The 19,288-nt window shown below is 47.8% G+C and carries 14 protein-coding genes, 1 tRNA gene and 1 pseudogene; 5 read left to right on the top strand and 11 right to left on the bottom strand.

Features of this window, described 5'->3' with window-relative positions; genetic code table 11:
• Positions 1-87 precede the first annotated feature (87 nt).
• Positions 88-3,051, bottom strand: a complete 2,964-nt coding sequence (locus S7335_RS25990) for a tetratricopeptide repeat protein (RefSeq protein ID WP_006454516.1) — start codon at positions 3,049-3,051, stop codon at positions 88-90.
• Positions 3,052-3,261: 210 nt separating this feature from the next.
• On the opposite strand from S7335_RS25990, the gene S7335_RS28435 reads away from it, so the two are divergent.
• Positions 3,262-4,983: a SagB/ThcOx family dehydrogenase gene (locus S7335_RS28435; RefSeq protein WP_006454821.1), complete on the top strand. Its 1,722-nt coding sequence runs from the start codon at positions 3,262-3,264 to the stop codon at positions 4,981-4,983.
• A gap of 57 nt (positions 4,984-5,040) precedes the next feature.
• Here the strand turns inward: S7335_RS28435 and S7335_RS13515 are convergent, their stop codons facing one another.
• The 4 genes from S7335_RS13515 to S7335_RS13500 form a co-directional block, all read right to left on the bottom strand.
• A complete protein-coding gene (locus S7335_RS13515; protein ID WP_038018289.1) occupies positions 5,041-5,916 on the bottom strand; it encodes an NAD(P)-dependent oxidoreductase in 876 nt (291 codons plus the stop codon).
• Positions 5,917-6,460: 544 nt separating this feature from the next.
• Positions 6,461-6,652, bottom strand: coding sequence for a hypothetical protein (locus S7335_RS13510; protein ID WP_006455732.1), 192 nt, complete (start codon positions 6,650-6,652; stop codon positions 6,461-6,463).
• 258 nt (positions 6,653-6,910) lie between these two features.
• Positions 6,911-7,195, bottom strand: a complete 285-nt coding sequence (locus S7335_RS13505; protein WP_006455815.1) for a hypothetical protein — start codon at positions 7,193-7,195, stop codon at positions 6,911-6,913.
• A gap of 372 nt (positions 7,196-7,567) precedes the next feature.
• Positions 7,568-8,101 carry a metal-binding protein gene (locus S7335_RS13500; protein ID WP_006453480.1) on the bottom strand — a complete coding sequence of 178 codons (534 nt, stop codon included), beginning with the start codon at positions 8,099-8,101 and terminating at the stop codon, positions 7,568-7,570.
• 408 nt (positions 8,102-8,509) lie between these two features.
• On the opposite strand from S7335_RS13500, the gene S7335_RS13495 reads away from it, so the two are divergent.
• Together S7335_RS13495 and S7335_RS13490 are read left to right on the top strand one after the other, a co-directional pair.
• Positions 8,510-8,582, top strand: a tRNA-Val gene (locus S7335_RS13495).
• Positions 8,583-8,600: 18 nt separating this feature from the next.
• On the top strand, positions 8,601-9,899 hold the full coding sequence (locus tag S7335_RS13490; RefSeq protein WP_006457017.1) for an MFS transporter: 1,299 nt from the start codon (positions 8,601-8,603) through the stop codon (positions 9,897-9,899).
• A 54-nt stretch (positions 9,900-9,953) separates the two neighbouring features.
• Here the strand turns inward: S7335_RS13490 and S7335_RS13485 are convergent, their stop codons facing one another.
• Entirely contained in the window at positions 9,954-11,063 is a 1,110-nt protein-coding gene (locus S7335_RS13485; protein WP_006456712.1) for a CHAD domain-containing protein, read from the bottom strand.
• A gap of 512 nt (positions 11,064-11,575) precedes the next feature.
• Between S7335_RS13485 and S7335_RS13480 the strand changes: the two genes are divergently transcribed.
• Positions 11,576-13,087, top strand: coding sequence for a UbiD family decarboxylase (locus S7335_RS13480; RefSeq protein WP_006455820.1), 1,512 nt, complete (start codon positions 11,576-11,578; stop codon positions 13,085-13,087).
• Positions 13,088-13,132: 45 nt separating this feature from the next.
• On the opposite strand, the gene S7335_RS13475 is transcribed toward S7335_RS13480, so the two are convergent.
• Positions 13,133-13,483, bottom strand: coding sequence for a hypothetical protein (locus S7335_RS13475; protein WP_227499998.1), 351 nt, complete (start codon positions 13,481-13,483; stop codon positions 13,133-13,135).
• Positions 13,484-13,669: 186 nt separating this feature from the next.
• Positions 13,670-15,427: an AarF/ABC1/UbiB kinase family protein gene (locus tag S7335_RS13470; RefSeq protein ID WP_006454145.1), complete on the bottom strand. Its 1,758-nt coding sequence runs from the start codon at positions 15,425-15,427 to the stop codon at positions 13,670-13,672.
• A gap of 141 nt (positions 15,428-15,568) precedes the next feature.
• Between S7335_RS13470 and fetB the strand changes: the two genes are divergently transcribed.
• Entirely contained in the window at positions 15,569-16,345 is a 777-nt protein-coding gene (fetB, locus tag S7335_RS13465; protein WP_006457327.1) for an iron export ABC transporter permease subunit FetB, read from the top strand.
• Here fetB and S7335_RS13460 read toward each other — a convergent pair.
• The 3 genes and pseudogenes from S7335_RS13460 to S7335_RS13450 form a co-directional block, all read right to left on the bottom strand.
• Positions 16,342-17,328 carry a glutathione S-transferase family protein gene (locus tag S7335_RS13460; protein WP_006456328.1) on the bottom strand — a complete coding sequence of 329 codons (987 nt, stop codon included), beginning with the start codon at positions 17,326-17,328 and terminating at the stop codon, positions 16,342-16,344. The genes fetB and S7335_RS13460 overlap by 4 nt on opposite strands.
• 146 nt (positions 17,329-17,474) lie before the next feature.
• Complete coding sequence (locus S7335_RS13455; protein ID WP_038018282.1) at positions 17,475-17,834, bottom strand: response regulator transcription factor; 360 nt, start codon at positions 17,832-17,834, stop codon at positions 17,475-17,477.
• Between the two features lie 194 nt (positions 17,835-18,028).
• Positions 18,029-19,234, bottom strand: a pseudogene (locus S7335_RS13450) (DUF790 family protein); the annotation flags it as partial.
• Positions 19,235-19,288 lie beyond the last annotated feature (54 nt).

The raw sequence follows: 19,288 nt of genomic DNA, 5'->3' as shown, positions 1-19,288 counted from the left end.
CCCCCTTGCGATGATCGAAGCTAAGAGCTAGTCAAAACTAGAAGCTAATTGACACTTCTTTTGAGAAGATCATCCCACGAGTCAATGTCAGCTTACTAGTTCCTTGAACCAGTCGTCACTCCAAATCTCTTCGAAGATCTCATCGGCAAGTGCTTCTTGTTTATAGCTAGGTTCTAAGCGAACCGCCTGCTGGAGATTTTCTAAAGCCAGGTCGTTGTCTCTTTGTAGAGCATAGCAAAGAGCCCTGTTGTAGTAAGCCTTAGCGTAATTTGGATTGACCGCAATAGCCTTGTCGAAGCTCTTTAGAGCATCTAAATCCCTACCTAATCGCATCAATACGTAGCCGCGATTATCCCAAGCTTTAGCTAATTTTGGATTAAACCTAGTAGCTTTTTCAAAAGAGGCTACGGCTTCTTCGTATCGCTCTAACTCTGTTAGGGCCAGTCCACGATTGAGCCAGGCTACAGCATCATTAGCCTGTAACGTCACAGCCATGTCAAAAGATTCAAAAGCTTTGTCATGAGCTTGTAATATCCCGAAAGCAACGCCCCGATTGACCCAAGCTTCGTGATAGTCAGGGTTTATATCTAAAGCGCGATCAAAAGCGGCGATCGCCTCTTCTCTTTTCCGTAATCGGCTCAATGTCATCCCTTTGTTCAACCAGACTCTAGCATCAATAGGATCTTGTTCTATTGCTTGTTCAAACGCTTCTAAAGCAGATTGATACTGGCGTAGCTCACGAAGCAAACGTCCTTTCTGATACCAGGCTTCAATTCTACTAGGGGTAAGTTTGGTGACTTCATCTAGCGCAGCGAGAGCCTCTTCTTTTCTATCTAACTCCAACAAAACTTTACTACGGCTAAACCACAGTTCTGCGTTAGATGGCTGAACGTCTAACGCCCGGTCATAGGCACTTAGAGCCGCTTCGTATTGTTTATTAGCTAGCTGCTGATCGCCTTCTTCAATAAATTCATCTGCAGTTAGAAATAGCTCAGGTCGGTTATCTTCTAGTCGATTTATTTTCTCTGTAAGCTCCCCGAGCTGCTTTTGCGAGGTACTCATAAACGAGTCAGCGACATAGTCAGGGGCAATCCTACCTAGCTCCTTCATAATCTGCTGCTTCTCACTTTCAGCCTCTGTCTGTAGCTTGCTCAGCTTTGCTTGGATCTCGTCTTTCACACTCACAATCTCGTCAATAGCCTGTGACTGTTTGTCATTTAGACCACCTTGTAAAGCTTTTAGATTCTCACTAAACTTCTCTTCTATCTGTTCTAGTCTCTCTTGAGCAGATTGCTGTCGATTGGCAGCAGCTTCAGCAAGTTCACCAATTTGTTCGCCTAGCCTGGCATCAAAGCTATTTAGTTTACTGATAATGACATCGCGCCTACCAAAAACAGCGTTACGAACGCTAGAGAGTTCACCGTTGAAGCTGTTCTCTACTTCCAAGAGCGATCGCATCAACTGTTCCTTCTCACTGCTGATGCCTGACTGTAGCGCGTCCATTTCTTGAGTAAATTCTTCCTGCAGCTTCTGAACTACTTCGAGGGTTTGACTACGCTCTTCACCGAGATCGGCTTGTAGCTCCGTTAGCTGATTGGCAAAGGTTCGGGCAGTTTCAGAAAGCTCAGTGTATAGCTGCGACCTACGAGTGTCTATATCACCGCTCATATTGGCTAGTTGCGCTCGAAAGCCGTCGGCAGTAGATTGCAGCTGCATAATTGTATGCTTGCGCTCTTCGCTAACCCCCGCTTGCAGCTCAGAAATTTGACTTTGAAAGTCACTAGCAATCCGGTCCATATCTCCTAGCAAAGTGCCTTTGCGCCCTTCTACATCAGCTTTTAGCGTAGCGAACTGAGCGAGAAAGCCATCGGCGGACTGACGAAAGCTCTGCATCATGTCAGCTTTACGTGCTGCTACTTCATTGCGAATAGTGTTGAACTGCTGCTGTAATTCTTCGGTAGAGCGTTGAATATTTTGCAGTGCTAAATCCTTGTGTCCAAGCGCACTAGCCTGAATTTCTTCTAAACTCTCTGAAACACTCGTTTCGGATGCCTTTAGCTGTTCTATAGAGAGATCTCTCTGCTCTTCGATTTGAGCTTTAGCAGCCGCTTCTACTTCTGAGAGCTTTGGACCAAAATCATTGCTTGCCTGACTAAGTGCAGCGAGTATACGGTCTTGTTCTGCCAGGGTCTCGGCCTGCACACTACCCATCTGGTCTGATAGAACGGACTCTTTTCGATCTAGCTCGTCAAAAAAAGCACTCTTGCGGCGCTGGGTTTCTTCTTTGATCACGCCAATGTGACGAGAAAATTCTGCCTCCGAAGTCGTGAAGCGTTGCAGAATGCGCTGTCCTTCAACTTCAGCTTCGGTTTTCAGTCCTTCTAGCCGATGTTTGGTTTGCTCGCGTAAGGCGATCGCAGCTTGGTCAAAATCCGTTACCGTTGCTTCTAGCTTGCCATTGACCTCTTCTATCTGCTGCTCCCAATTCTTGGCAGTTTGCACCTTGAAGGTGTTTAGGTCTTCAACTAGAGCGTACAAAATGTCTCTTTGCTCAGCGATTTCCCTTTGGAAATTACTAGATCGGCCTTGTAATTCTCCTGACAAGTCGTCTGCTTCTGCTAGAACGCGATTAAGGCTACGAGTAGCGTTGTATACCTTATTCTCTAGCTCAGTCATCTCATTGAGTTGAGTGCGCACAACAGTAGCCACCTCGTTGATAACCGACCGTCGGAGTAGCCACAGCGTTAGCAGGCCACCCCCTAGAACGATGACTAATGCGCCAATGGTGATTGAGAGCAGTGCATAGGCGCGCTCAAGCGTATTTTCTGCGCTGCGCTGCTGTTCGAGAGTAAGCGGATTAACCGGCGACTCGGGTATAGGAGCAGGCGCAGTAGGGCTAGGATTAGCAGGCAGGGGGGCAGTTTGAGCATAGAGAGGTTTGGGCTGTGCCCAGACCCAGTAGGCAGGGGTAATTCCTACCAGCATCAGCCAGCTAACTAGCCAACGACTACTCGACATCATCAACCGTCCTGTTTTTTGATTCCCCTGCATAGGTGACCTCTTGTGGACATAGCCAATGGTTTGCTTTTGAATGGTTTCTTTTGATCCACCCGCCGAGCAGGCTAGTCGCGGTATTTACTAGCATCTTACCCGAATCGTCAGGGTAGCAGATTCTTTGACCGCTGACGTTGATTCGATCAAGGAGAACACGCCAAACCCGTTACAATTATCAAAAAATAGCCGCCACCAAAACGCTTTTCCATGGCAGATGTTTCCATCGCCCAGCACTACCATCAACGCACTAAGTACTATCCTGAAACGCTTGCCGCTAAAAGCCAAAGTAGCGGTTTAGACTGGTCTCAGCAGCCTGTTCCCTACAAAGACTACAAAATTGGTCACAGCATTGACCTAAAGCCGTACTTAGGAAAGCACCCCGAAGAAAAGGACACAAAAGATAAGGCTTCTAGAAGTCAACTAGAGTCTGCAGATCAGTCTTGGTATCAATGGCAAAGGCTCTCGCGGCTGTTAATTGATAGCTATGGTCTCACAGCAAAGGTGATGACCTTTTCGGGTGAGCCAATGTATTTGCGCTCTGCGCCTTCGGCCGGCGGCCTATACCCAGCAGAACTGTATCTGGTCTCAAAAGGGACGCCACTGTTACCTGCTGGATTGTATAACTATCAGGTGCGTACACATTCTTTATGGCGCTTTTGGGATGATTACCCTTGGCAGGATTTACAGGCGGCATGCTTTTGGCATCCATCGCTAGAAACGACACAGCTTGCGTTAGTCGTCACCACTATTTTCCAGCGCTCAGCCTGGCGCTATCATGACCGGGCCTATCGCCGGGTGCTTTTAGATGCGGGGCATCTACTAGGCAATTTAGAGATTGCTGGAACGCTCTGCGACTATCGACCTCATTTGATTGGTGGGTTCGCCGATGAGCTAATGAATCAACTGCTTTACTTGAATAGTGAAGTAGAAAGCGCGATCGCCATACTAGCCCTAGCAGATCTCTTCAAAATAGAACAAAACCTGCCTCGTGCCCGCAGTACTCTTCCGGGTCCTATTCACACTGATGTTGCTGCGCTCTCTGATGGCCAGCTACTTAGCTATCTTCACCAACACACCCTAATCTCCAGTGATTCTGGGTTTAGCCAACAGCAACAACAAGATCTTAGTACGCCCATCTTTCCAGGGGAATCCGCTTCAGCAGCGGCGCCAGACACAGCGCCTATTGATACGGATAACCTAGATAAACCCGACTTAGAAGATACTGCCAAACCATACGACAATGAGTCTACCGATACTAAAACGCCATCAATCAATCAGGCATCCGCTGATAAGTACAATTTTCCTTTCGACATCGCGGCTTCGACCAAGACACTGCCCATCGACTGGGGGGAGCATCTTACAGAACTAGAGCAGGCCCTGCTAACTCGGCGCTCGACTCGGCGCTATACCCAAGCCCCCTTACAAAAGGCCGACTTGTTCGCCTTGCTTGACTTTACTTACCATCCAGAACACTACCAGCAGCAAACGTTTGACACCTGCCCTGACTACTTTGATCTAAGCTTGATTGAAACTTTCATTGCCATCTCAAATGTAGATGGACTAGAGCCTGGCTGTTACTACTACGCTCCGCATGCTGAAGAGCTACGCCAGATTCGGTTTAACCAGTTCTATAAAGACCTTCATTTCCTATGCTTGGGCCAAGATTTAGGGCGAGACGCGGGCGCGGTGATATTTCATACCGCAGATCTAGCGCAGGCGATCGCGAAATACGGAGACAGAGTATACCGCTACTTACACATGGACGCCGGACACCTAGGCCAAAGGCTCAATTTAGCCGCTACCCGCAGGCAAATTGGTGTTAGTGGTATCGCTGGATTCTTTGATGATCAGGTGAATGAACTGCTAAGCATTCCAGCAGAAGAGGCTGTTTTGTACATCACCACTATCGGCAGGAAACCAAGTCGATAGGCAATAAATGGAATAGCACAAATTGTGACGAAGTAGGCTACACCGTTAGGCGATAGACTATTTGACTGCCCCTGAATCCCTAACAGCTCGGGCCACTGCTGAGATATCCTCATCGCCATAGCCTTTAGCCATTAGGCCAGTCTCTACCTGTTCGACATAGGCTGCTACAGGTAACGGCAATCCCAGTTCACGTGCGGCTTCTAGCGCAATCTTTAGATCCTTTTGATGCAGCCGAACTCGAAAGCCCAGCGGATATTCGTTGTCAATCATATTGCTAGAACGGTTTGTCAGTCCCCAAGAGCTGGCCGCACCGCTACCCACCGCCCGAACGACTTTCTCCATATCCAAGCCAGCCTTTAGACCTAGCGTGATCCCTTCGGCGACAGACCAGTAGGTGCCAGCTACGATAATTTGATTGATGGCTTTTGTGGTTTGTCCTGCACCAATCGCGCCAACGTGCGTAATTGTGTCGCCCATCGCCGATAGAACAGGTCTAGCTTTCTCGACATCTTCTACTTCGCCGCCAATCATGATTGATAGTGTCCCTTTATGAGCGCCTTCTGAACCCCCAGAAACAGGCGCATCTATCATGCGGATGTTTTTCTGGGCCAGCTGAGCTGCGATATCACCAGTCACACTCGGACTGATTGTAGACATATCAATGACTAGAGCACCAGACTGTGCGCCTTCGATGATGCCTGATTCTCCGAGGACAACGGCTTCTACATCAGGGGTGTCACTGACACAAACAATGATGATATCAGCACTAATAGCAGCAGACTGCGGAGTAGAGGCAGCGATCGCACCTGCTGCTACCAAAGGCTGCTCCTTCTCTCGAGTACGATTATGCACAGTAACTTGATATCCTGCTTTTAGCAGGTTCAACGCCATCGGCGTGCCCATTGTCCCGAGTCCTACAAATGCAATATTCATAAGCTTTACGCGTAGGTAACAAGATATATGGTTAGCGTACAAATCTAGCTTACAAGGCGCAAGGTAAGGGATGGCTATATAGCAAGCTTCAGATTGCATACTCTACAAGAAATCTACACCTACGATGCTTGCGTATCACTTAGGCCGCTTGTACATATAAGGGTCTAGTTGTTGCAAGTGCCCCAAACTATAGCAATGGTCCGATGCATACTCTGCGAGAAGGCAAAACCTACGGTCATTGACAACCACTTAGCTCCTCGTGCATCAAGGGTTTCAGCCCTAGAAAGAAGATGCGCAGAGCTAAGTGGCAAAAGCTGTAAGTAATCAAAGCTATAGAAGAAAATTTCTATAGCTTTGATTATTCAGAGCACAGAATAATCGCTATCAATCAGACACTGCAGACAGAAACAGAGTCCCTAGCCAAAGACCAGGGACTCCGTTAATCCAAAATATTAGTGCAAGGCTAAGCTCAGCAGTTAGCTGAGCAAATCAGACAGTCAGGTAAAGAGAAGCTAAAGCAAATAGCCTGTCAACCTCAAGGGACTTACTCAGCCGCGCAAGGATCGGCAGCACATGGGTCAGCCGCACACGGATCGACTTCTACCTCATCAATTTCATCAGTCTCTACCTCTTCAACTGAATCAGTTTCAACAGTTGTGTCTGGTGTACAGCTAGCGAGCGTACCAAGACCGAGAACAGAAGCAGCAGCTACAGCAGCTAGGTATTTAACTTTCATTTTGAACTCCTAAATTAAGGTCTAATAGATAGGTTATTTTGAGCTGGGACCAACTGGCTTTAGTGGAGATCTATCCTTGTAGGTAGACGCTACTAAAACAGTGTGTTCGATTCGTTGAACGAAGACTTAAGAAAAGAGCCGAATCTAGTACAAGTAGAAACAATAAAGTTCGATCACTGAACGGTAAGCTCTATCTTTCTCTTTCGCTGCATACAAAATACTAGACTAGATAGCAGGCTGCTAGAATCAGCATTCCATCTATTCAACGGCTTCATCCACGTCTTCAGCGGCTTCATCAACAGCTTCATCCGTTGTTTCAGCAGCTCCATCAACAGCTTCACCTGTATCTTCAATAGCTTCGTCTGTTGCTTCGACTGCATCGTCAACGGCTTCATCTGTTGCTTCACCCGCATCTTCGATAGCTTCGCCTGTGTCTTCTACAGCATCATCGACAGCTTCGGGCACGTCAGTATTACAGCCGCTTAGCGTAGTTAGACCGAGCATAGAAGCAGCCACTACTGCCACCAAATACTTGAATCTCATTACTGTAATTCCTCCTAGTTTGACAAAACCTTAAATCGATGGCGTTAGATTGACGGTGCTATACCCCACAGCTACACTCCATAGAGTGATACTAGTAGCATCGACACCATAATCTTGAGGATACTACTCGTTATCGCTTGCGAAAGAACAGCTTCACTACCATGGACATAAAGTTAATTCTTGTTGCTAAGAGTGTCAAGTCACGGTAGAACAACAAAACTCATAGAACCTTTTACCTTAGCCACTTCGAGAGAATTATTACTCTTTAGTCATTTTCTATTCTGCTGTTCTTCATCTGTCTGTTGCTGCGGTGCTTGTAAGGTTTCGTCTCCCTTTAGACAGAGATTTTAACTTTCTTACTTCGCTCTTCTACTAGTCTTTCCTAGTATTCTTTCTCTTTCTTCTACGCTTTCTTTTATTGATTTTGCTACCGAAGACATCGCTAATAGAGTGACTGATCGATCCAATTTCCAATCCAATCACGACGGCAAGCCATTCGGATAGATATTGCCCAAACATCAGACGAAAGGGTCTGATTAAGGTTTGCCATGTAATTTGGGCATCCCACAGTATATTTAAAAGGCCTATGCCAATAAGCATAAACAGGGATAGCCACACTGCTAGATAAGCTACTCTTAGAGCGGTACCGATGACAGGCCCATGTGAAAGCTGTGAGCGGTGTTTGATTGTAATCTGATAGGGCAGCCAGATCCAGCGTAATAGACCCCAGCGAACGTACTGAATAGAACGAATGTCTAGATCAGGGCCTAGCATAAATCCGCCCACCAAGAAAGAGAGTGAAACGATCACGGTAAGCGGCACACTGTAGGTAAGTCCAAAGGCGCTGACAGTCACAAAAGGTAAGCACCAGAGCGTGATCCGATCGTGAGTGCGGCCTGAGGGCATAATTAGGTTACTCGTAAGCTTGTAAGGTAATGCCCTCTAGTAATACAAATGAATTGATTACTGTCAAGGCGTTGTAGGGATTGCTTCTATCGCCATAAGTAATCTTTGTACGAAGGGGATTAGGTTATGTAGCAGAGCTTTAAGATGTTCAAGTAGAGAAAGCAATCTAGCAGCTAATTATCACTAAGCTATCTTTGAGTGTCATTACTGAGCTATCTTTGGGCATCTGGTAGAAGGATCAAAAGGGCATAGATCTGTAGTCTATGGCCATGAATTAGCCTGATAGTACACAAGCACTGTAAGCGCAAAATTAGGGAACGAAGAACCAGTAAACGTTTTCTTGTGCAAAAAGGGGCCTTGACCTGTTATTATCAAAATCCTGAAGCACGGTTGCAGTGTGACAGTTTCGGGCGATTAGCTCAGTTGGTAGAGCGCCTGCCTTACAAGCAGGATGTCACTGGTTCGAGTCCAGTATCGCCCATATTAATTTCATATCTATATGCCTTCCAAATCTAAGGATGAGAAGCCGCGCTTACCGCTGCAGTTTTGGATAGTTGCTCTGATCGCATTTATCAATTCTGTTAGCTTTACCATTATCATCCCGACACTATATCCCTATGCCAAACAGTTCGGACTGAGCGATTTTGAAGCAAGTCTACTGACAACGGCATACTCGCTATCGCAGTTTGTCGGAACGCCTATCCTAGGGCAGCTCTCTGATCGGTGGGGAAGAAAGCCGCTATTAGTCATTAGCCTGATAGGTACGGTGATTTCTAACTTACTTGCAGCGATCGCAGGCGTTCCTGGGCTGCTTTTTTGCGCTCGCATCTTCGACGGACTCACCGGCGGTAATAACTCTGTTGCTCAAGCGGTGATTAGTGATATCACAACGCCTGAGCAGCGCACCCAGGCGTTTGGGATTTACAGCGGGCTGTTTCGTCTAGGCTTTGTCGCTGGGCCACCGATGAGCTATTTAGCGCAGCTAGCGCCGCCCATCCAAGTTGGAGGTTTAGAGGTGTCGTCTTTGGGAATGAGTTTTTTAGTGTCGGCGGCGATCGCCTTAGTTGCTGCGGCTATGTGCTTTTTCTTCCTAAAAGAAACCCAAGTCGATCACCAGAGCATTGATACAACCGATACAGTAGAGAGCTCCTCTACCGGCTCAACGCCGACTAGATCGCTACCAACAAAAAGAATTACGAAGAAGTTCGACTTTGTTAGCCTTTTTACGGCGTTAGGCCGCCCGGTCATAGGCCGCATTTTACTCATGACCTTTCTCAACGGGGCAACATTTACGATCTTCACCTTTGCGTTCCAGCCGTTCTTTATCAACGTACTCGGACAAGACGCTAAGAATCTGGCGATCGCATTTGTAGCTTTTGGCATCTTAGCTTTTGTTTCTCAAGTATTTGCCCTAGAGCCCTTACGTAAACGCTTTACCCTAGTCAATGTCTTAGTAGGCGCCCTGATTGCTAGAGGCTTTTTGTTCTTGCTGATGCCTGCGCTACCTAACATAGTGGCTTTCTCATTGCTGCTAGCATGCTTCGGATTGGTGAACGCCTTTCCAATGCCGCTAATTGATTCGATTTTATCGACCCGCAGCAACCAGGCAGAGCAGGGAGAAGTGCTCGGACTGAATGCATCGTATCTAAGCATTTCAAACGCGATAGGACCCGCGATCTCAGGGCTGCTCGTGACTACTTTCGGCTATTCCTTTCCCTTCTGGGTAGCAGGCGCCCTAACGATGATGGTGGCAGGATTTGCGCTGACGCTTAAACAACCTGAAACCAAAGCAATCTGAAGCTTAGGAGTAAGACTCAAGAAATAGGATGGAATGGACATTAAAAATTAGCAGTTAGGCTACAGTCGTCTCAGTCTCTTGCTGAGTCTTGGTTGAAGCATCTGAGCGTTGATGCAGCCCTAAATACTTTTCTTGTAGGGGCTGCCATTGTCTCCATAGGTCCAGTCTAGCGGACTGAAATGTCTGGTTGAGCGTCGGCAGTTTACTAGCCCAGTTCGATCCCAGTTCTTGGGTCAAAAATTCACTGACCACTAGCTGATCTTGTATCTGACCTAGAACATTCTGAAGCGATCGCAACTCTCTGATTTGGGCCGCGTAGTGAATTCCGTACAAACTTCGAAAAAACTCAGTTTGATAGCGCACCCCTTTGATCTGTTTACGTAGGTCGTGAAGCTGCTGGCCGTACTGACTGAGCTGCTGATTCAGCTCATCAAGTGATATCTGCTTAAGGATCTGTCGCTGGGTAGCGCCTATTTCTGCCGTAGTCTGTGTAGCTGGTTTGGTAGCAACCTGCCAGCCGGGATGATGCAAAAGTTCAGCAAGCGGTTCAACGATTCTTTGAATGGCACTACTAGCTGCTGATTGCTTTGCAGCCGGACTGAACTTAGGCTGCTTAGTCCAGCCTTTGCACTGCTTCCTCAGCTTCTTATAAGCAGAACTATTTAGCGCGGAATCCATTCGAGAAAACTGCTTTTTACGCTGTTTCTTCAGTGTTTTTAACAAGGACTGAATGACCTTTTTTTCTTTCTTGCTAAAGGCATGGCCCAGAGCAGCAACCGAATCCTGAGTTTGACTGTCCTTGATATCATTAGCAGTATCGAGCATCTGTTCAAACCACTGCTGCATCACATCGATATCACGAACCTTTCCCAGAGCCTTTGTTAGTTTGGCGACTGAGCGTGATAGCTTCGCCGGGGTGGTGCCTTCAAGCTCAATCGTGTCAGAAAATAGCAAAAGCGCCGAGCGCAGCCGCCGAGTACTCACTCGCATTTGATGCAGATTTTCAGGATCACTATCAGATAGGACAAGCGATCGCAGCTTAAACACCTGCTTCGATTGCTTACGAATCGTTTGGTAAGCATATCCACCGATTAGCCCGCTATCTTCAGCGATCTGAGCCCCAGTGATCGATTGAGAGGCATTCTGTTTAGCAATATCCTTCATCTTTCCTATGTTTCACCTCTTACGCCGACGTTTCCTCATAGGCTGGCTCTTATAGCGACTGAGCTAGCGGTTTATTAGAGCGCACCATTAGCAACTATGGCTGGCCAACTCGGTTCAGAGTAATTCAGTGAAATCATTCAGGCAACTGTCATTAATGCTACTGGTAGGCTCAGTAAGCCTGGCACCCTAGCGGCGACTCTTAAGCTTTAATACTCAAGCTTTGATACTCAGAATTCCAATGGTCATACCACCTTCAATTCTAACGAAGTCAACGAAATCTATTAATCAAACCTTAACCTTACGATACCGCTAGACCTCTCTGACCTTTCTAGGTTTTTCCTAGAGCGCCAGGCTGTGTGCATAGATCGATTGGGAGCCTGGCTACCACAAAGACAGAGTCTTATAGAGATTAGAGAACTCATAGCTTCTAATCTCTCAGGGAAAATATGCTTTTGCTCCGCTAGAAGTGTTACATTCCGTCATAGCTTGTATAGGATAATTTCCGACGGACTATGGCAAAGGATTTACGAGAGTTTCTAAAGACAGTTAAAGCTCGCGGACAGCTCCGAACTGTCACTGCTCAGGTAGATCCAAATTTAGAGATTGCCGAAATTTCGAATCGCCTGCTACAAGCGGGCGGGCCTGCTGTCTTGTTTCAAAATGTTAAAGGCTCTCCCCATCCTGTTGTCGTCAACTTGCTAGGCACCGTAGAGCGGGTGTGCTGGGCAATGGGCATGGAGCAGCCTCAAGAGCTAGAAACCCTGGGTAAAAAGCTAGGCATGCTGCAGCAGCCAAAGCCGCCAAAGAAAATCTCTCAGGCGATTGATTTGGGCAAAGTTTTATTTGACGTGGTGAAAGCTAAACCTTCTCGCGACTGGCTACCGGCCTGTCAGCAGGTGATTAAGCTAGATGATAAGGTCGATCTCACTACCATTCCAATGATCCGCCCGTACCCTAAAGATGGCGGCAGAGTGGTAACGCTGGGGTTGGTGATTACGAAGGACTGCGAAACCGGGGTCCCTAATGTAGGTGTATACCGTCTACAGCTTCAAAGCCGAAATACGATGTCGGTACAGTGGCTGTCAGTGCGCGGTGGAGCGCGGCACTTGCGTAAGGCGGCTGAGCGGGGCAAGAACTTAGAAATTGCGATCGCTATCGGTGTCGACCCACTGATTATCTTAGCCGCAGCTACTCCGATTCCGGTTGATTTATCCGAGTGGCTATTTGCTGGCCTCTACGGCGGCAGAGGCGTCGCATTGGCTAAATGTAAAACCGTCGATCTAGAAGTCCCTTCGATGTCAGAGTTCGTCCTTGAAGGGACAATCACCCCCGGCGAAACCGCCACAGATGGCCCCTTTGGCGATCACATGGGTTACTACGGCGGCATCAATACTGATGCACCGCTAATTCGCTTTCACTGCATGACGCATCGCAAAGCGCCGATCTATCTGACCACCTTCAGCGGTCGCCCACCTAAGGAAGAAGCGATGATGGCGATCGCACTCAACCGTATCTACACACCTATCCTTCGGCAGCAAGTCACTGAGATTGTTGACTTCTTCCTTCCTATGGAAGCACTCAGCTACAAAGCCGCCATCATCTCTATCGACAAATCCTATCCAGGTCAGGCTCGCCGCGCCGCCATGGCTTTCTGGACCGCCCTTCCACAGTTTACCTACACCAAATTTGTGATCGTCGTTGATAAAGACATTAATATCCGCGATCCGCGCCAAGTCGTTTGGGCTGTCTCTTCCAAAGTCGATCCCATTCGCGACGTCTTTATCTTGCCAGATAGCCCTTTTGACTCTCTAGACTTTGCCAATGAGAGACTAGGCCTTGGTAGCCGTATGGGCATAGATGCCACGACCAAAGTACCGCCTGAAACCGAGCACGAATGGGGTGAACAGCTAGAGTCTGATTCGAACATGGCCGAGCTAGTAAAGCGTCGCTGGAAAGAATACGGACTAGACGATATCAAACTTGGCGAAGCTGATGCCAATGTGTTTGGCTATGACATTCACTAGCTTATAAACCCAAGTGAATAGCGCGAGAGGATAGTCCTCTTGGACCTATACGTCTAGCTCAAAAGCGCGAGGGTTACCACTTTCTAATAAGACGAGATTACTCTTGAGCTGCTTCCACACTAGACCAGCGCTTAGGAGTACGAGCGGGGCAGCCATTGCGTAGGCAATCTTAGCAGGGAACCCGAAGATGCTCATACCAGAAGCTAGAAAGACGCAGCTACCGATACAAATGCCAAGGAAAGGAAACTGCAGGTCAAAGCCTTGGAGTTTTGAGATTGAGCGGGTGGACTTCTTCTGATACCAATCACCCACAGCTTCTTTCAAAACTGCACCGAAAGCAAAACCAGACGTAATAGCAATAAAGAGACCCGCCGCTAGCAGAAAGTAGGGAGGCATTCCGAGATAATACATAGGGGCAGGAGCTGTTGAATGTTTTTGAACAACGGATCGCTGCTCATAATGAGCTAATTATAAAGTACAAGCAATAGCTTAGTTAGCTCACTCAAAGATGAGTAGCTAGCTTGCGTAGCTAGTCTGGGCTAGAAAGATCGACTGCGCTATCGGTCGTCCTATTGAGTCGCTCTATTGGTTGGTCAACTGTAATGCACCTGCTAGTTCTGTAGGCACTAGAGCTACGGCGCGTTCTCTAGAGAAATCCGTGATCGCACTCCAGGCAGCTTCTATCAATCTATTCGGCTGCAAGTCGTCCTTGACCAGTGCCCACAAACGCTGCACCTCTTCGGTATGTAGACGATTATCTTCTGTCAAGGCCAGCAGAATCTGCTTTCTGAGGTATTGTCCTTCCTCAGTCATCAGGAACTGAATGCCTAATCCAGCAGTTGGAATGATGTCAAAGCTTTGATCAGAGCGGGCAATCAGCAATAGATTTTCTAGACGTTGCCACTGGAACTTGCCATCTTTGAACAGTACCTCAATCAGGCGACGGCGAAGAGCAGGGGTTTCAGCTGTCAAGAGACGACGAGCAACATATGGGTAAGCAACTTCTAAAATCTTGAAGTTAGGATCTAGGCTCAGTGCTAGTCCCTCTTGAGTCACGAGAGAGCGAATAATCAGCGCAAACTTAGCAGGGACTCGGAAAGGATACTCATACATAACCTCCGAGAATTTATCGGTAACGGATTTGAAGTTAAAGTTACCAACACTCGCTCCAATAGCATCTTGAAAAACGGCCTCTAGAGCAGGAACTAGCGGGCGAACATCTACATCTGGCATCAAAAAGCCCAGCTTCACAAAATCGTTGGCCAAATCTACATAGTCACGGTTGATGAGATGAACCACAGAATCAACCAGCGTCTCCTTTGTATGCTGGTCAAGCTGATCGGTCATACCAAAGTCGATATAGGCCATTCGACCATCGGGGGTGGCAAACAGGTTGCCAGGGTGAGGGTCAGCGTGGAAAAACCCAAATTCTAAGAGCTGACGTAGACCAGAAGAAACACCAATCTCGACCAGATCATTCGTCGCTAGGCCTGCGGCTTTGACCTTATCGGTATCAGTTAGCTTAAAGCCATGAATCCACTCCATCGTTAGCACATGAGTGCTGCAATAGCGCCAATAGATAGAAGGTACCTTGACGAGGGGTTCATCTTGGAAGTTAGCTGCAAATTTCTCAGCATTTCGGCCTTCGTTTAAGTAGTCAATTTCTTCAAAAAGTTTGCTACCAAATTCGTCCACAATCAGTCTGAGGTCGTGTCCCAAATTGAGAGGGAGGAAAGGGGCTATCCAGCCAGCAGCCCACCGTAGGATGTAGAGATCGCGGCGGATGACAGGCACTAGGTTAGGTCTTTGAACCTTGACAGCGACTTCTTCGCCCGTGTAAAGACGAGCTTTGTAAACTTGGCCTAAGCTAGCCGCCGCTACCGGCTCAGCGGCGAAGAAGCTATACATTTCTTCGGGCGTACGCTCAAAATCGGAGTAGATAATCTGCCTGGCAACGTCGCTAGAAAAAGGCGGAAGTTGATCTTGGAGCTTGATTAACTCGTCTAAAAAGCGAGGTTTGATCAGATCAGGGCGAGTTGAAAGTGCCTGGCCAACCTTTATGAAAGTAGGACCCAGGTGAGTCAGGATCTGACGCAATCGAGCAGCACGGCGGTTCTGAGTAGCTTCTGAACGACCAAACAGATGATCCAAAACAAGGGCGATCGCAAAACTGCCTAACATCCAGGCCACTGTCAGGGCTCGCCACAATACGGTCAGTGGACGCTTCCTGTAGTATCTAGCGATCTCTCTCCAATCGTATTGTTGCTTTGAATAAGCATTAAAGTCGCGCTCAAAGCTGTCACACTCAAAGCTATTCTCAGGATTAGTGAAGTCTGTCATGATGGCCTTACCGTGGCGCTAGTCAGACCACAGTTTTACTTTTCGTTCATCCTAGTATACAAAACTACAAATAAAGTTAGCTCAGTAAATAGATTTAAACAGATTTATTTCACTAGAAGTAGCTGTAAGCACAGAAGAGACATGATTACTCCTAGCGCAATCGGCATGCTGTGGGCGATCGGAATGATGGTGATCGCGATCGGGTTGGCCAGCTGGCAGCGATTAGGACTCACTCAGACACTGGTAATCGCTACCTTTAGAACGATTGCACAGCTACTATTCGTAGGGGTATTTCTCTCTGCGATCTTTGCTAGCCGTCAGCCACTAGCTATTTTTGCGGTGCTGCTGGTGATGGCTTCAATTGCAGCAGCAGTCGCCCGCGGCCGCATAGATAAAGAACTACCGAAGCTATTGAAGTGGGTCTGGCTAGCTATTTTTACTAGCGGACTAGTTACGATGCTGTATGTCACCTTGCTAGTCGTTCAGCTCAATCCCTGGTATGACCCGCGCTATCTCATTCCACTGACCGGGATCGTGTTAGGTAATGCGATGAACGCTGCTTCTATCTCCGGTGAGCGGTTAGCCACCGCCCTGCGAAACAATCGAATTGAAATCGAAACGCATCTAAGTCTGGGGGCAACGCCACAGCAGGCGATCGCGACCTATCGCCAAGCCGCTATCAAAGCCGGACTCATTCCCATTGTCAATGCCATGATGGTTGTCGGTCTAGTGACCTTACCAGGTACCATCACCGGCCAGATCTTAGCTGGCGCTGATCCATTGGTTGCAGCAATCTATCAAATTCTGATTATGTTTATGCTCGCGTTAGCTAATCTAATTGCTGCACTAGTGGTGACCTACGGGATCACTCAGCAGTTCTTCACGCCCGCCATGCAGTTGGTAATACCCCAAAGCTAGGCGGTGAGGGCTCTTCCATGGGGCTGCTTTAGATTATCCCAGCCCGGCCCGATCGGAACAATGCCACCGGGGTTCAAAGGAAACAGATTACCGAAATAGTCTCGTTTTACTGCGTCAATATCGCAAGTCTGGGCAATACCAGGCATTTGATAGATCTCTGCTAAGTACCCATTCAGGTGTGCGTAGTCGCTGATGCGGCGGCGATTGCATTTGAAGATGCCGTGATAGGCTACATCGAAGCGAATCAGCGTAGTGAACAAGCGAACGTCAGCTAGCGTTAGAGTATCGCCACAGAGATAGCGATTAGTAGCCAGGATTTCATCGAGTTCGTCTAAGGTCGCAAACAGGTTAGTGACAGCTTGATCATAGGCAGATTGAGTCTGTGCAAACCCACACTTGTATACGCCGTTATTCACGTTGGTATAGATCTTTTGATTGAGGGAGTCGATATCTGCTTTAAGCACAGCGGGGTAGAGATCTGGGCCAGTCGCCAGCTTTCCAAATTCGCTGTTTAGCAGCTCAATAATCTCGGCGCTTTCGTTGTTGACGATGGTATTCGCTATGCTATCCCACAAAACCGGAACGGTGGCTCGCCCCTTGTATCCAGGACTCGCTTCACTATAAAAATCTGGAAGGCTCCGGCAATCAGTAAAAGGCAGATCGGTCTGCGTGGTATCGAACAGCCACCTACCCTCGTCAGTGGAGGGATAAACAATCGTCAGAGCGATCGCATCTTCCAATCCTTTCAGAGCCCGAGTCACCAACGTGCGATGTGCCCACGGACAGCTCATACCGACAATTAATCGGTAGCGTCCTGCTTCTGGAAGAATTTCTCTGCCACGAAATGAGCTTTCAGGCCGAACATAGTCACCCTTTTGGTTGCGCGGAGCCATTTGCGACATCATTGCATGCCACATCGTGTTCCACACAAACTTTCCAGTACGGACAATCAGTCCCGGCGGCAGAGCTGCTCGTTTGGGCATCGTTCCTATCCAAAGCAATCTGCACTTAGCTTATAGCATGCTTAAACGCTACACACATCACCCTACAAAGCTCAGTGGTTAGCGCTGCCTGCATCAACAGTTCTACCTGTCGCGAGTAGGATTATATAAAGCTAAATGGCGATCGCTCATAGTAGCGATTTGATAGTATTCAGAAGTTCATCAGGTTGGAAAGGCTTAATGATATAGGCATCTGCGCCCTGCTTAATACCCCAGTAAAGATCGAATTCTTCGCTCTTTGAAGAGCATAGAACCACCAGAATATCCTGGGTGGCTTCGTTGCTTTTTATCCAGCGGCAAAGCTCGTACCCATTCATTTTAGGCATGACCACATCTAGCACCACTAGATCAGGCAGCTCGGCAGTAATTTTTGCTTGAGCTTCAGAGCCATCTTTAGCCACAGATACACTCCAACCTAAGTCCATTAATAGGCTAGAGAGCATATCACGGAGCATAGGGCTGTCATCTACGATTAGTACTGAGCTCATAGCTTTAAGGTGATTTAATAGCCGCATTCATAAAGATTGTCCCAACTCAAGTTCAAGAATGCGTACGAAAGTGCGTGAAAGTATGGGTCGGCATTCATCGTGTAGATGCCGAGTGTAGATGCCAAGTTCTAGATTTAGTTGGCTCAACCTAGATAGAACCGATGTTAGGACAATGCCGCTTCTAATATGCCCACCTATACCTGCATAAGCGCTGCAAGCACAGACTTCGGCTGAAGCTTATCTTTAAACCAGACAATTCTGGCAGGCACATTAGTCGTATCTACTCCCGCCTTTTCTAGATTCAACCTTTCCGATATAGCCAGTATTAGGTTCTTACTCTCAGCTTGCTTGACCTGATAAAACTTTTTGCGTAAGTATTCTGGCCGCCAGTAGCCTACGATTTCAAGCAAGTAAACCTGACCATCGGGGTGGACAATACGAAAGTCTGGAATCATAACGCTGCCTGGAATGGGAATAAGATCGACTTCTCGCTCTAGTTTCCAGTCGGTTTTAGCCTTTGCCCATTTTTCAGCAAAGGCTTGTTCTAGCATGCTATCAAACGGCTTACCAGGGGGGTAATGACTCACAAGATCGCAGCTATCGGTCAGGGTAAAACTTTTTTCTTGAGCGAGTTTGGTGTAGGGATTTTTCCACTGGAGCGTGGCGGTGAGCTGCCAGCGGGTGACGTGGAGTATAGCCGGGATGAGTTTGGCAATATCTACCCCGTAGCGAGTGCTAGCCTTAAATAGACTAGCAGGACCGTCAATAGTAATCGTAAAGCCCTGATCAGCCTCCCCTTCGATATAGGTCATCAGGCGAAAAAGCTTGAGGTATTTGAACATCAACTTGTACTCACCTGGGTCGTTGCGGTGCAGGTGAATCACCATATGACTAGCCTTATAGAAGATGCCTTGGACCTGAGAAAGGTTGTATCGGTGAATAAGGGCTTCCAGCTCGGGCGCATCAAAGCTGGTGAGGATGCGGTTTTCTTTGAGGTCAGCGTAGAGCCCCTGTTTGAGATGTACGGGCTCGATGGGCTTGTCTAGCTCTGAGCTAAGCTGAGCGGCTAAAGTATCTAGGTGCTGCTTTGCAGCTGTAGGTGTGGCGGGTGTAGTGGCTGCGAGGCTAAAAAGGCGATCGCGTAATTCACTAGGCTCTATCGGGCTGACAATCTCAAAGTTACTAAAGCTGTTGCGCAGAATATGAGCAAGTCCTCGTTTGACGCGGTAGTCAGTAGCTTCACCCTCATCGATTTGAAGCTGCTGGTCGAGGTAGCCTTGAGTTTTGCCAACGGCAGAGTGAAACAGGTCGATCAACGCCTGAGCAGTGTTGAGGTTAGCAGGCTTAAGGGCAAGCTTTTTAGGAATGAGCGAGTCGCCACTATATTTTTGAATGAGTAGAGGAGTCGGTAGCGTGGTTCAAAGTCTCCTGACTAATGCACCTTCAATACAAAG

The sequence above is a fragment of the Synechococcus sp. PCC 7335 genome, assembly GCF_000155595.1.
Lineage (GTDB): Bacteria > Cyanobacteriota > Cyanobacteriia > Phormidesmidales > Phormidesmidaceae > Phormidesmis.
Note: the sequence above shows the minus strand (reverse complement) of the source record. Positions and strands in the feature narration are given on the sequence as shown.

Excerpts from the sequence above, each read along its gene's own strand:
- S7335_RS25990 (WP_006454516.1), bottom strand. The coding sequence starts at position 3,051 with ATGCAGGGGAATCAAAAAACAGGACGGTTGATGATGTCGAGTAGTCGT.
- S7335_RS13480 (WP_006455820.1), top strand. The coding sequence starts at position 11,576 with ATGGCAAAGGATTTACGAGAGTTTCTAAAGACAGTTAAAGCTCGCGGA.
- S7335_RS13510 (WP_006455732.1), bottom strand. The coding sequence starts at position 6,652 with ATGAAAGTTAAATACCTAGCTGCTGTAGCTGCTGCTTCTGTTCTCGGT.
- S7335_RS13505 (WP_006455815.1), bottom strand. The coding sequence starts at position 7,195 with ATGAGATTCAAGTATTTGGTGGCAGTAGTGGCTGCTTCTATGCTCGGT.
- S7335_RS13485 (WP_006456712.1), bottom strand. The coding sequence starts at position 11,063 with ATGAAGGATATTGCTAAACAGAATGCCTCTCAATCGATCACTGGGGCT.
- S7335_RS13490 (WP_006457017.1), top strand. The coding sequence starts at position 8,601 with ATGCCTTCCAAATCTAAGGATGAGAAGCCGCGCTTACCGCTGCAGTTT.
- S7335_RS13515 (WP_038018289.1), bottom strand. The coding sequence starts at position 5,916 with ATGAATATTGCATTTGTAGGACTCGGGACAATGGGCACGCCGATGGCG.
- S7335_RS13455 (WP_038018282.1), bottom strand. The coding sequence starts at position 17,834 with ATGAGCTCAGTACTAATCGTAGATGACAGCCCTATGCTCCGTGATATG.
- S7335_RS13460 (WP_006456328.1), bottom strand. The coding sequence starts at position 17,328 with ATGCCCAAACGAGCAGCTCTGCCGCCGGGACTGATTGTCCGTACTGGA.
- S7335_RS13500 (WP_006453480.1), bottom strand. The coding sequence starts at position 8,101 with ATGCCCTCAGGCCGCACTCACGATCGGATCACGCTCTGGTGCTTACCT.
- S7335_RS28435 (WP_006454821.1), top strand. The coding sequence starts at position 3,262 with ATGGCAGATGTTTCCATCGCCCAGCACTACCATCAACGCACTAAGTAC.
- S7335_RS13475 (WP_227499998.1), bottom strand. The coding sequence starts at position 13,483 with ATGCCTCCCTACTTTCTGCTAGCGGCGGGTCTCTTTATTGCTATTACG.
- S7335_RS13470 (WP_006454145.1), bottom strand. The coding sequence starts at position 15,427 with ATGACAGACTTCACTAATCCTGAGAATAGCTTTGAGTGTGACAGCTTT.
- fetB (WP_006457327.1), top strand. The coding sequence starts at position 15,569 with ATGATTACTCCTAGCGCAATCGGCATGCTGTGGGCGATCGGAATGATG.